Below are 12,343 nucleotides of genomic sequence, written 5' to 3'. Positions count from 1 at the left end.
CAGTCCGTGGGCTCCGACCTCGACGGAGCGCCACCGGCGAGAGGGGTCCCATGAGCCGTCTACTGATCGTCAGCAGGATCCTCCCGGGCTCGGAGGGCCGGGTGGCGCAGATCTTCGCCGAATCCGACGCCACCGAACTGCCCGCCCTGACCGGCGTCCGGCACCGGTCCCTGTACTGCCTGCACGACCTGTGCGTCCACCTGATGGAGACGGCGGACGTGGACCCGGACGCGCTGGCCGGCGCCCGCAACCACCCGCTGTACCTCCAGGTCAACGAGCGACTCTCCGCGCACACCTCGCCGTACCTGCCGACCTGGCATTCCCCTCGGGACGCCATCGCCGGTTGCTTCTACCGCTGGGACGCCGCCGACGTCCCGGCGCCGCGCCCGGCCGGGTGAGCGGGCGGACGCCGAAGAGGACCGAGCCACCGGCCGGGTCGGACGACGGCACCTCGTCGCGGCCCGGCCGGGTCCGCCCGCTTTCCGTACCGTCGGTCATGCTGCCGCCACCCGCCGACACCGTGCATCCCACCTGCGTCGCGATGACCCATCCTCCCTGTCGTCCGCCATACGCGTGTGCGAAGCTGCCGGCGAGTTTTCTTCGTGACTTTCACCGACATATGCAAGAGGGAGGTTTGCCGTGCCGTCGACTTTCGGGCAGTGGCTGATCGTGATCCTGGCCCTGGTGCTGGGCGGAGCCGGGGGCTGGGTGGCCCGCGGCCGGCAGGCCGCGGCGACCGCCGAGCGGCCGGAGCCCATGGTGGAGGGTGACCCGGTCGTCGGGCTCTCCGAGGAGGAGAAGGCCGCCGCCACGGTGACCGCCACCGTCGACACCCCCCAGCCGGCGGCCACCGTCGACGTCGCGCCGGCGCCCGCCGCCGCGATCGACGCGCCCACCCCGCACGACCTCGACGCCCCGCCCGCCGCCGCGTCCCTGGCCGCCAGCCACACCCCGCTGACCGCCGATGACGACAGCGCCGCGTCGGACACCGTCGCCGGCCCGGTCGACGTGGCGGCCGAAGGCACCGACGTGCTCGACGTGGGCGAGGACCGGACCGACGTCGCCGCCGAGGCCGACGAGGAGCGGACGGTGGAGCCGGTCGGTGTCGCGCAAACTGCCCCCGACACCACCGCCACCGCGCACGAGGCCGACGCCGAGGCCGTCGCCCCCGCCGCACCGGTCGAGGCCGTCGCCCCGGCCGAGGTGGAGGCCGTCGCCCCGGCCGAGGTCGAGGCCGTCGCCCCGGCCGAGGTGGAGGCCGCGGAGCCGGCCAGCCCGGCGATCCCCGCTCCCCGCCGCGCACTGGATGACGAGGCGCCGGTCGCGTCCGACGAGCCGGCGACGGCCGCCGTGGACGTCGTGGCCACGCCGGACGTCGAGGCCCCGGACGACTTCCGTCGGATTCAGGGCGTCGGCCCGAAGATGGCCGCCGCGTTGCAGGCGGCGGGGATCCGCACCTACCGCCAGCTGGCCGAGCTGGACGAGCCGGCGCTGCGCGAGACCATCCGGGCCGCCGGGCTGCGTGCCGCGCCGAGCCTGGCGACCTGGCCGCAGCAGGCGAAGCTGCTGACCGGTGCCGGCACCGAGGCCGGTGCGGTGCTGCCGGAGCCGGCCGACCAGGCCTGAGCACCACGTGGGCCGGTGGCCGCGCCTCGGCGCGGACACCGGCCCACACCGTTTCCCCCGGACCGTCACCGACCCGGGGCGCGGCGCCAGCTCCCAGATCCCGGTGACCAGATCCCCCGCAACCCGGTCACCCGGTCCGGCGATCGCGGACCGGGTCTGCGCGTCGTACGTCCGAAGTGGCCCCCGCGCCCGTCGCTGTGCTCGCCGGCGACCGGACCGGAGGTGGCGTCGATCCGGTGCAGGCCGCGAGATCATCTCGTCGCCGAGGTGGAGGGTCCGGTTGTCCCAGCCGCCCGCCGCCACCGGGCGGACCGGCAGGTCGGCCCAGTGCGGGAACTGGCCCGCGACCAGGCGGCGCACCAGCGCGACGTCGATGCGCGGCAGCGGCGCCGCTCGCCCGGCGGGGGGCGGGGTGCGCGTCCATCCGGTCCAGGCTGGCCTGGCCGGCCCCGGCCGGGCAACCGGGATTCGCCGGGAAAGCGCCGAACCGGACACGTCGCCCGGCGGCCGTCGCTACGGTCGGTGAGGGGGCCGACGGCGGCCCGCCGCGCCGACGACCCGGTACGCAGGAGCAACACGTGCAGCCAGCCATGCCGGAGCCGCCCGCCCGGCAGGCCGGCGTGCCGTTGCGTGACCCCGAGGGTCCCCGCCGGGTGACCCTGCTGGAGCTCTTCTTCGACCTGGTCTACGTCGTCGCGCTCGCCCTCATCTCCAATGGCCTGGTCACGGACCTGACCTGGCAGCACGCCGGCCAGTCCCTGATCATCCTGATGGCGATCTGGTGGACCTGGGCGATCACCACGCTGGTCACCGACATGTACGACCCGCAGCGCCGGGAGATCAAGCTGCTGATCACGGCGGTGATGTTCGGCGCGCTGCTGATGACCACGGCAATCCCGCACGCCTTCACCGACCGGGGCATGGTATTCGCCGGCACCTACGTGGCGATCCACCTCGGCCGGGGCCTGTTCCTCATGCCCACGGTACGCGGACACCGGCCCACCCAGCGCCGGGCGGCACGGATCTTCATCTGGTTCGGCGTCTCCGCGGTCCCCTGGATCATCGGCGCCACGGTGAGCGGGCACGCCCGGGAGGCGTTCTGGGCGCTGGCCCTCGCCATCGACTACGGCGGCTTCCGGCTGGCGTACCCCGTGCCGGGGCTGGGGATGATCCCCGACCGGCAGCGCAACGTCACCGCCGAGCACCTGTCGGAGCGCTTCCAGCAGTTCTTCATCATCGCGCTCGGCGACGCCATCCTGGTCATCGGCACCATGTTCAGCCTCGAGCACTCGGAGGCGGAGAACATCGGCGCGTTCGCCATCGCCTTCGCCACCACCCTGCTGCTCTGGCGGATCTACGTGCACCGCTCGGGTGAGCTGCTGCCGCACGCGATCCAGGCGGCGAAGGCACCGAGCAGGTTCCTGCTGACCGCGCCGTACACCCACCTGGCGCTGGTGGCCGGGGTGGTGACCACGGCGGCCGGCTTCGAACTGGTGCTGCACGAGCCGCTGGGGCACACCCCGCCGTCGTGGGCGGCGGTCATCCTCGGCGGGCCGGCGCTCTTCCTGGTCGGCCGGTCCGCCTTCGAGTACGAGGTGTTCAGCCGGGTCTCGGCCTCGCGCACCGGTGGGTTGCTGGCGCTGCTGACGCTCGCCCCGGCGGTGCTCTTCCTGCCGCCGCTCTTCGCCGCCGCGGGCGCGATGGCGGTGCTCGCGGGTGTGGCCGTCGCGGACACCCTGCGCAGCCGGGGCAAGCCGCCGGAGACCCCTTCCCCGCCACACTGATCCGGCCGGTACGCCGGTGACCGTTCCGGATGTCGTTTATCCGCTCGTCGCCTCTGGGTACAGGTGCGTCACCTCGACCCACCACGACTCTGGAGGCACCCCATGCGCGGCACGTCGATTTTCGGAGTTCTCGTCGTCATCTGGTTGCTCATCGGCGCGATCGCCGCCGGGCAGCGCGGCTACTACAGCAACGACGACACCAACTGCGCCGAGGCCGGCACGATCCTGGTGACCATCGTGGCCGGGCCGCTGAACTACATCGGCGCCAACCCGAAGGTCGACTGCAAGCTGCCCGAGCCGTCCAAGTAGGTCCGCCGACGCCTGGCCCGCGCCCGCACCCCCGGGGCGCGGGCCGTTTCGTGTCCGCTCCCGATCACGTCCGTCACCGCCCCTACGGCATCCTAGGAGGCTGGGTCGAGGGGGGCGTTTGCCGGCGGACGGGTCGGGAAGGGCAGCGGCCCAGCGCCCGACGGGACGGAGACGCGGCATGCAGATCGGCTACAAGCTGGCCTCGGAGGGTTACGGCCCGCAGGAGATCATCCGCCAGGCGGTCCGCGCCGAGCAGGCCGGCTTCGACTTCGTGGAGATGAGCGACCACTTCCACCCCTGGCTCGACGTGCAGGGCCACTCGTCCTTCACCTGGAGCGTGCTGGGCGCGATCGCCGCGAAGACGAGCGGGCTGGGCCTGGCGACCGGGGTCACCTGCCCCACCCTGCGGTACCACCCGGCGATCATCGCGCAGGCCGCGGCGACCATGGCGCTGATCTCCGACGGCCGGTTCACCCTCGGCGTCGGCGCGGGGGAACGCCTCAACGAGCACGTGGTCGGGCAGGGCTTCCCGAGCGTGCGGGGGCGGCACGAGCGGCTGCGCGAGGCGCTGGAGATCATCCGCCTGCTCTGGCAGGGCGGCTACCAGTCGTACGAGGGCAGGTACCTCCAGCTGGAGGACGCCCGGGTCTTCGACCTGCCGGACACCCCGCCGGTGATCGCCGTGGCGGCCAGCGGCAGGTCCTCGGCCAGCATGGCGGCCGAGCTGGGCGACGGCCTGTTCGCCACCGAGCCGAAGTCGTCCATCGTCGAGCACTACCGGGCGGCCGGCGGCGCCGGACCCCGCTACGCCGAGGTGCCGCTCGCCTGGGCCGGCGACGAGGAACAGGCGGTGCGGGCCGCGTGGGAGACCAGCCGCTGGGCGATCACCGGGTGGAAGGTGATGAGCGAGCTGCCCAACCCGGTGAACTTCGACGCGGCGACCTCCTGGGTGGAGGACCACCACATCCGGCGCCAGTTCGCCGTCGGCCCGGATCCGCAGGTGCACGTGGCGGCGGTCAAGGCGTTCGTCGACGCCGGCTACGACCACATCGTCCTGCAGAACGCCGGCCCCGACCCGGACGGCTTCCTCGACTTCTTCGCCGGCGACCTGGCCGGGCGGCTGCGGTCACTGGGCTGAGCCGCGGCCCGGGCCCATGACCCGGGGGTGCGCTCAGCCGCCGACGTGGATGCCGGGCCGGCGCGACGGGTCCGGCTCACTCTTGCGGATGATCTCCCGGACCACCGGCGGCGTGTCGCCCCGACCGAGGATGAGGTAGCGCAGCAGGTGGGCGAGCGGGTTGCCCTCGGACCACTCGAAGTGTGCGTGCGGGCGTACGCCGGTGCCGTCGCGCAGGGCGAGCAGGATGGCGGCGATGGCGTTCGGGACGGCGGGGCTGCTGGCCCGCAGCACCCGGTAGCCGCCGACCTCCACGCCGTACACCCGTAGCACCTGGCTGAACTGGGAGGGGTCCACCACGTCGATCTCCAGGAAGAGCACGTCGGCCGCGCCGGGCACCGGGTTCATGCCGCGCTGCGCCCGCTCCTTGACCCGGTACTCCTTGAGCGCCCCGCTGTCGCGCTTGTTGGCGATCAGGTGCAGCCGGCCGTCGTGGGTCAGTGAGTCGGCGATGAACCGCCGGGCGGCCGGGTCGAACTCGATCCGCTCCGCCCGCAGCTCGGTGGTGCGGGACACCCGGGAGATCAGCGAGACGGCGATGATCCCGGCGATGAACAGGGCCGAGATGGCGAGGCCATCCGGCTTCTCGATCACGTTCTCGGTGAGGGCGTAGAGCAGGACGGCGGTGAGCAGGCCGAAGCCGGCCCCGGCGATCCGGTGGTGGGCCCGTACCGCCGCGATGGTCACCGCCACCGCGCCGGAGACCATCATCGCCAGGATCCCGGTGGCGTACGCGCCGGCCTGGGCGTTGACGTCCGCCCGGAAGGCGACCGTGATGGCGATGCTGATCAACGTGTAGACGATGACCACCGGCCGGACCGCCCGGCCCCACTCCGGCGCCATCCCGTACGACGGCAGGTAGCGCGGCACGATGTTGATCAGGCCGGCCATCGCCGAGGCGCCGGCGAACCAGAGGATCAGCACGCTGCTGATGTCGTAGACGGTGCCGAACCCCTCGCCGAGGTGTTCGTGGGCCAGCCAGGCCAGGGCCCGTCCGTTGGCGGCGCCGCCCGGCCGGAACTCCTCCGCCGGGATCAGCACCGTGGTGACGAACGTGGTGGCGATCAGGTACACCGACATGATCAGCGAGGCGGCGGTGAGCAGCTTGCGGGTGTTGTGGATCCGCGCCTCCAGGCGCTGCCCGGAGTCCGCCCCCGCCCCCTTCACCAGCGGCATCATGCTGACCCCGGTCTCGAAACCGGACAGGCCCAGCACCAGCAGCGGGAAGGCCAGCACCGCGGGCCCGAGCAGGTCGCCGAGACCGGTGCCGCCGGCGGTCAGCGCCTGCGTCCAGTCGCCCACCAGGGACGGGCTCGCGGCCACCTCGGCCAGCCCGGCCACGACGATCACCGCGTTGAGCCCGAGGAAGACCGCGACCAGCGGGATGGCCACGGTGACCGCCTCGCTGAACCCCAACAGGAACACCGCGCCCAGGACCAGCAGCAGCACCACGGTCACCACCACGGCGGCGGCCGTGCCGTCCGGGAAGGACGCCGGCAGGTACGGGTTCTCCAGCAGGTGGACCGTCGCGTCGGCGGCGGAGAGGGTGATCGTGATGATCCACGAGGTGGCGACGAAGCCGAGCAGCACCAGGACGAAGATCTTGCCGCGCCAGAACGGCAGCAGCCGTTCCAGCATCGCCACCGAGCCCTGCCCGTGCGGGCTCTCCCGGGCCACCCGCCGGTACATCGGCAGCATCCCGAACAGGGTCAGCGCCACGATCAGCAGGGTGGCCAGCGGGGAGAGCGCCCCGGCCGCCAGCGCCGCGATGCCGGGCAGGTACGACAGGGTGGAGAAGTAGTCGACGCCGGTCAGGCACATCACCTGCCACCAGGGGTGGCGCTTCTGCGTACCCTCCTCCGCCTCGGGGCCGACGGGCTGCACCTGGTGGGTGAAGAGCCAGCGCCGCAGCGGGTCGGCGACCGGGCGGGGGCGGGCGTGGCTCTCCACGCACTCCGGGACCGTCACCGACCCGGACCGGGTGCGCTCCCCCTGGAGCGGATCGCGGGCCGCCCGCGCCTCGGGCCCAAGAGCCGCCGGCGTGCCACGCCGCCCCCGGGTACGCCGTGGCGTCGCCCCGTCCCGCCCGTCCACCATGCCCGTCCCACTCTCTACGGTCCTGCACCGACCGTAGGCGGTACCCACGGCACCGCTCGGCGGAACCGGCAAGCCGGGAGATCATCGCGGGCGCCGACCGCGCGGCGCTCGCCTCAGCCGGGCGGCGTCCGCAGGGCGTCGCGCAGGGCCGCCGGGTCGGAGACGGTGACCGTAGCGCCGGGGTGGCGCGGCCACGGTCCCGGCGCCAGGGCCGCGACGGGCTCGGCGAACCGCACACACACCCCGGCGGCGGTGCTGCTGCCGAAGGTGACCCCGCCGTCGGCGAACGACAGGTGCGGCCCGATCGCCCGCCACCACCGGTACGGCCCGCCGAGCTCCGCCCCGGTGACGTTGGCCCGGGAGGTGCGCAGCCGCCACGGTCCGTACCGGATCTCGAGCGCCTCGTCGTCGACGAGCACCCAGGAGGTCTCCGGGCGGACGCCGAGCAGCGCCAGCGGGGCCCGGAAGGCGGGGTCGAAGCGGAACGCGGAGCGGTGCACGGTCATGACCCGCGCGTACCCGGTGCCGGCCGGCCGACACCCCGGCTCACTCCAGCGCGCGGGTCCAGTCCTCGACGTGCGCGTCCAGGTGCGCGGCGGTGGCCCGCCAGTAGGGGCCGTCGACGGTGAAGATCCGGGCCCAGGGCTGCACCCCGTCGCGGGCGCCGTCGCGCAGCAGCGCGTACATCGCCCGGGCCCGGCGGCCCAGGGTGGCGGCCAGCGCCGGGCGGTCCGCGCCGGCCAGGCCGTACCCGTCGACCAGGGCGCGCAGCCGGCGCGCGGACTCGGCGACCGGCCGGTCCGGCCGCATCCCCGCCATGGCCTGCGCGGCGTACGCCAACTCCCAGCGCCGGGTGCCGGGGCCGGCGCCGTCCCAGTCGATCAGCACCCAGCCGCGGTCGGCGCGGACCAGGTTCCAGGGCGCGGCGTCGTGGTGGCAGACGAGGTCGGTGCCGTCCGGGGCGATGGCCACCCGCCAGCCGGCCGGCTCCGGGGGCACGAACCCCGCCACCGCGTCGTGCAGGTCGGCCAGCAGGCGGCCGATCGACGCCAGCTCCGCCGGCGGGTACGTCCCGGCCTCCGGCCCGCACTCCCCCGGCACGTACTCCAGCACCTGGCGGCCCCGCGCGTCGCGGCCCAGCGGCCGGGGCGCGCCGGTGAAGCCCACCGCGTGCAGGTGTGCCAGCAGCGCGTCGACGCTGTCCGTCCACGGGCCGACCGGTCGGCGCACCGTGTCGCCGACCCGGACCACGCCGGTGGTGACGTTGCCGGGCAGGGGCTGTTCGGTCAGCGGCATCCGGCCATCCTGCCCGGCGGGGACGCGTCCCCGCGCCCCGGTTTCCCGGAGCGCGGGGACCCCCCGTCCCCGGCTACTGCAGGAACGCCCCCAGCGGCGACAGCAGTAGCCGGCCGAGTGCCGCGGCGTTGTCGTCCAGCCGCGTGCGCTCGCAGTCGCGGGCGTGCGGGTCGTGCCGGCACCGCCAGATCCTCTGGGCGTTGCGCCAGGCCACGTCCCGGGTGTATTCCACCAGTTCGCCCTGGTACCAGTCGTCGACGTCCCCGTTGAGCATGTCGATCAGCAGCTGCCACCGCTCCAGGTAGCCGCGCCGCAACGAGGGGATCTTGTCGGCGAAGATGTCGTTGATCTTGAGATAGTCGCGGTGCTGCTCGCTACCGTCGACCGGCTCGGACTCCAGGTGGTCGAAGGTCGTCACCAGAGCGAACGGCAGGTCGAAGTTGATGTGCGCGTTCACCCCCGCCGCCGCCGACGGCAGCGGCCGGGCGTCCGGGCCGCTCATCCGCTTGAACAGGCACGACCAGGCCTTCGGGGTGGTCGGGCTGGACTCCGACCACAGCCGCAGCGCGTCGAAGTAGCGGGTGGCGAACTCCACGTCGAGCCGGGACAGGAAGACCGGGTCGGCGAAGAAGTCGTCGTACAGCCCCTCCAGCACGCTGGTGGTGATGGTCAGGTACAGCTCGTTGAAGTCGGCCAACGGGCAGCTGCGCTCCAGCGGAGGCAGCCGCACCAGCAGGTCCTGGAGCTTGGTGAGGTGGTCCACCACCGCCGGCACGTCACCCGGATGGTCCGCCAGCAGCCCGACGATGTCGGCGTGGACCGGGCCCCAGACCGGTTCCGTCATGTCTCCTCCACAGTGGTCGGGGCACCCCCGTGCCGTCGGCGTCGCTGGACAGCCTTGCAGCGACACCGACGTACGGGATCAGTAGAACGACGTATTCGTCTCGGCTCGGTGTGCGTCAGTCGGCGCGGTTCCGCAGGTAAATCGCGCTGGCCTGGACCCGGGTGCGCACCTGGAGCTTGTCGAAGATGTGCGAGACGTGCACCCCGATGGTCCGCTCGCTGATGAACAACCGCTGGCCGATCTCCTTGTTGGTCAACCCCTCGGCCACCGCGGCGAGCACCTCGCGCTCCCGGGCGGTCAGCACCGCCAACTCGTCGCTGACCGGCTCGCTGCCGGTCGCCCCCGGGCCGCCGGCCGGCTGGACGCGCTCCTCCAGCTCCACCCGGGCCCGCCCGGCGAGGGTCTTGATCTCGCTGGTCAGCGGCACCGCGCCCAGCCCCTGCGCCATCTCGTACGCCCGGCGCAGCAGCTTGGCCGCGGTCGCGCTGCGGCTGCGTCGGGCGAACAGCGCCTCGGCCTGCCGCAGCCGCGAATACGCCGCCGGGTACGGGTGGTTGCGCCGGTCCCACTCGGCGGCCGACCGGGCCCACAGGTCGGGGTCGCCCCGCCCGTCGAGCCGACTCAGCTCGGCCGTGCAGAGCACCAGGAAGCCCTCCGCGCCCAGGCGTACCGGCCGGGCGGCGTGGGCGCTCTTGCGGGCCACCCGGTCGACCACCTCGCGCAGCCGCCGGACCACGGTCTCGTCGACCGGCACCGTCCGGCTGGCGTGCGCCTCCGCCTCGGCGCGCAGGCCGTGCCAGGCGAGGGTGGCCAGCAGCACCACGTCGTCCGAGCGGCTCTCGGTGAGGCCGCGCTGCACCGCCTGCCGGGCCACGTCGGGCCGGCCCTGCCACATCGCCAGCCCGGCCCGCAGGATCAGCATCGGCAGCACGTGCCGCGCCCCGCCACCGGCCAGCACCGTGGCCACCGCCTCCAGGTCGCGGTCGGAGGCCTCCACGTCGCCGTAGCCGACGGAGAGGCGGCACCGGGCCAGCAGCAGCTCGACGGCGTCCGCGCCGGACGGACGGTGCCGCAGCGCCGCCGCGACGACCTTCTCCGCCTCGGCCCACTGCCCCACCCGGAACAGCCCGTTGGTGGCGATGGCCAACAGCCGGGTCTCGTAGGTGCGGCCCAGGCCCAGCTCGGCGACCCGCTCGGCGCCCCGGCGGGCCACCACCACCCCCTCCTCGAGGATGTTCAGCGGCCCGGTCAACAGCTCCGCCAGGTGCAGGTACGCGCACGCCACGTCCTCGGGCCGGCCGGCCCGCTCGGCGATCTCCAGCGCCCGCCGCACCACGGCCAGGCCGGCGTCCGGGTCCTCCAGGAACGCCTCGCTGAAGCCGAGCGCCGAGCTGGCCAGCACCACCTCGGTGGTGCTGCCGTCGACCTCGGCCGCCAGCGCCAACGCCTCCCGGGCCCGGGCGCCGGCGTCGGCGTACCGGCCCAGGTGCAGCAGCAGCTCGGCGAGGTGGGCGGCGGCGGTGGCCCGTTCCCGGGAGGTGCAGTCGGCGGCCTCCAGCACGCGCTGGTACTCGGCCTCGGCGGGGGCGGAGCGCCCGGCGGCGGCGAGGTAGCGGGCCCGCCGGATGCGCAGCGCGCAGGACGGCTCGGCGTCGTCGCCACCGGCCAGCTCGGCCAGCAGGGAGAGCGCCCGGGCGTGCTCGCCGCACTGGTGGGCGGTCTCGGCCGCGTGCTCCAGCAGCGTTTCCCGGTCGACCTCCACCGGCGCCGCCTCCGTCGGCCCGGCGGGCGGGGTGTCGGCCAGCTGCAACGCCACCGACCAGTGCCGGTGCGCCTCGGCGAAACCGTGCAGCCGCTCGGCCTCGCGGGCCGCGGCCATCGCCGCCGGCAACGCCCGGCCGGGCTCGCCGGCCAACCGCCAGTGGTGCGCCAGCCGGGCCTGGTGCAGCTCCGCCGGCGCCCGGGTGAGCGCCTCGGCGTAGCGCCGGTGCAGGGCGGAGCGCTCGGCGGGCAGCAGCTCGTGGGCGAGCACCTCGGCGACCAGGCGGTGCCGGAGCCGGTAGCCGTCGTCGGCGCCGACCAGCAGCCGGTGCGCCACCGCGGCGCGGACCGCCTCGATCAGCTCCTGCTCGGGCAGGCCGAGCACCTCCGCCAGCAGCCAGTGCTCCACCGGCTCCACCCCGGCGGCCACGGCGTGCACCACCGCGTGCGCGTGCTGGGGCAGCGCGTCGACCCGGGACAGGAAGATCTCGCGCAGCGTGTCGGAGAGCCCGTCGCGGCCGTCGCGCAGGTCGCGCGCGAGTTCCTCGACCACGAAGGGGTTGCCGCCGCTGCGCTGCCAGACCTGCTCGGCGGCCTCCGGGGTCGGCGGCGCGCCGACGATCGCGGCGACCAGCCGGTCGGTGTCCGCGCGGTCCAGCGGGGCCAGGTCGACCACCCGGACCGAGCGCAGCCGGCGCAGCTCGGTGAGCACCCGGCGCAGCGGGTGGGCGCCCTGCAACGACTCGGCCCGCACCGCGGCGAGCACGGAGAGCTGCAGGTCGCCCAGGCCGGCGAGGAGGTAGAGCAGCAGCTGCCGGGTGCTCCGGTCGACCCACTGCAGGTCGTCGAGGACCAGCACCAGGGGACGGCCCTCGGCGATCAGGCTCAGCCCGCGGGACACCCGCTCCAGCAGCGCGCCGCCGTCGGCCGTCGCCGTCTCCTCGGCGAACGTCCGCAGCAGGCCGCGTACGGCCGACGAGGTCCGCGCCTGGGTGGCGGTCAGCTCGGCGTCGAAGCGGCGCAGCGCCTGGATCACCGGGTGCAGCGGCGAGGCGTCGCCGATGTCCAGGCAGGTGCCGGTCAGCACGACGGCTCCCGCGTCGCGCAGCCGTGCTCCGACCTCGTGCAGCAGCCGGGTCTTGCCCACCCCGCTCTCACCGCTGACGAAGACCGCCGCCGTCTGCCCGGGCCCGAGTTCGTCGAGCAGCGCGGAACGCAGCGCCGTCAGCTGGTCGGCACGGCCGACGAGCGGCGCATTGTCCACATCGCTGGCCATGTCCGCAGCCTAGTCACAGGTCCCCGCACCGTTCTACGGGCTAGATCCCGCTGTGGTACTCCTCGCGTCGACATTGCGACTAAAGGTTGCGACCGGCCGACATACGTCGTTCTGCAGATCCCCCGACGGCCCGGTGGTGACAGTGTCCGGATGTCGTAAGGCACCGCTGCTGG

Annotated in this window: 10 protein-coding genes; 5 read left to right on the top strand and 5 right to left on the bottom strand. The window is 74.3% G+C overall.

Annotation, left to right across the window (positions count from 1 at the left end):
- Positions 1–50 precede the first annotated feature (50 nt).
- From GA0074696_RS14845 to GA0074696_RS14825, 5 genes are all read left to right on the top strand, one after another.
- Positions 51–398 carry a TcmI family type II polyketide cyclase gene (locus GA0074696_RS14845; protein WP_088961654.1) on the top strand — a complete coding sequence of 116 codons (348 nt, stop codon included), beginning with the start codon at positions 51–53 and terminating at the stop codon, positions 396–398.
- A 241-nt stretch (positions 399–639) separates the two neighbouring features.
- Positions 640–1,626 carry a hypothetical protein gene (locus GA0074696_RS32420; RefSeq protein ID WP_088961653.1) on the top strand — a complete coding sequence of 329 codons (987 nt, stop codon included), beginning with the start codon at positions 640–642 and terminating at the stop codon, positions 1,624–1,626.
- Positions 1,627–2,204: 578 nt separating this feature from the next.
- Complete coding sequence (locus GA0074696_RS14835) at positions 2,205–3,410, top strand: low temperature requirement protein A (RefSeq protein ID WP_088961652.1); 1,206 nt, start codon at positions 2,205–2,207, stop codon at positions 3,408–3,410.
- Positions 3,411–3,512: 102 nt separating this feature from the next.
- Positions 3,513–3,719 carry a hypothetical protein gene (locus tag GA0074696_RS14830; protein ID WP_088961651.1) on the top strand — a complete coding sequence of 69 codons (207 nt, stop codon included), beginning with the start codon at positions 3,513–3,515 and terminating at the stop codon, positions 3,717–3,719.
- A gap of 178 nt (positions 3,720–3,897) precedes the next feature.
- Entirely contained in the window at positions 3,898–4,857 is a 960-nt protein-coding gene (locus GA0074696_RS14825; RefSeq protein ID WP_088961650.1) for a TIGR03557 family F420-dependent LLM class oxidoreductase, read from the top strand.
- Positions 4,858–4,890: 33 nt separating this feature from the next.
- On the opposite strand, the gene GA0074696_RS14820 is transcribed toward GA0074696_RS14825, so the two are convergent.
- From GA0074696_RS14820 to GA0074696_RS14800, 5 genes are all read right to left on the bottom strand, one after another.
- A complete protein-coding gene (locus GA0074696_RS14820) occupies positions 4,891–6,864 on the bottom strand; it encodes an APC family permease (RefSeq protein ID WP_088961649.1) in 1,974 nt (657 codons plus the stop codon).
- A gap of 242 nt (positions 6,865–7,106) precedes the next feature.
- Positions 7,107–7,499, bottom strand: coding sequence for a hypothetical protein (locus GA0074696_RS14815; RefSeq protein ID WP_088961648.1), 393 nt, complete (start codon positions 7,497–7,499; stop codon positions 7,107–7,109).
- Positions 7,500–7,539: 40 nt separating this feature from the next.
- Positions 7,540–8,289: a phosphotransferase gene (locus GA0074696_RS14810; protein WP_088961647.1), complete on the bottom strand. Its 750-nt coding sequence runs from the start codon at positions 8,287–8,289 to the stop codon at positions 7,540–7,542.
- Positions 8,290–8,362: 73 nt separating this feature from the next.
- Positions 8,363–9,133 (bottom strand): DUF5995 family protein, encoded by a 771-nt coding sequence (locus GA0074696_RS14805; protein WP_088961646.1) that lies wholly within the window; start codon positions 9,131–9,133, stop codon positions 8,363–8,365.
- Between the two features lie 115 nt (positions 9,134–9,248).
- Positions 9,249–12,170, bottom strand: coding sequence for a helix-turn-helix transcriptional regulator (locus GA0074696_RS14800; protein ID WP_088961645.1), 2,922 nt, complete (start codon positions 12,168–12,170; stop codon positions 9,249–9,251).
- Between the last annotated feature and the right edge of the window lie 173 nt (positions 12,171–12,343).

It is taken from the genome of Micromonospora purpureochromogenes (assembly GCF_900091515.1).
GTDB classification, from domain to species: Bacteria; Actinomycetota; Actinomycetes; order Mycobacteriales; family Micromonosporaceae; genus Micromonospora; species Micromonospora purpureochromogenes.
This window is presented reverse-complemented; position numbering and strand designations above follow the sequence as displayed.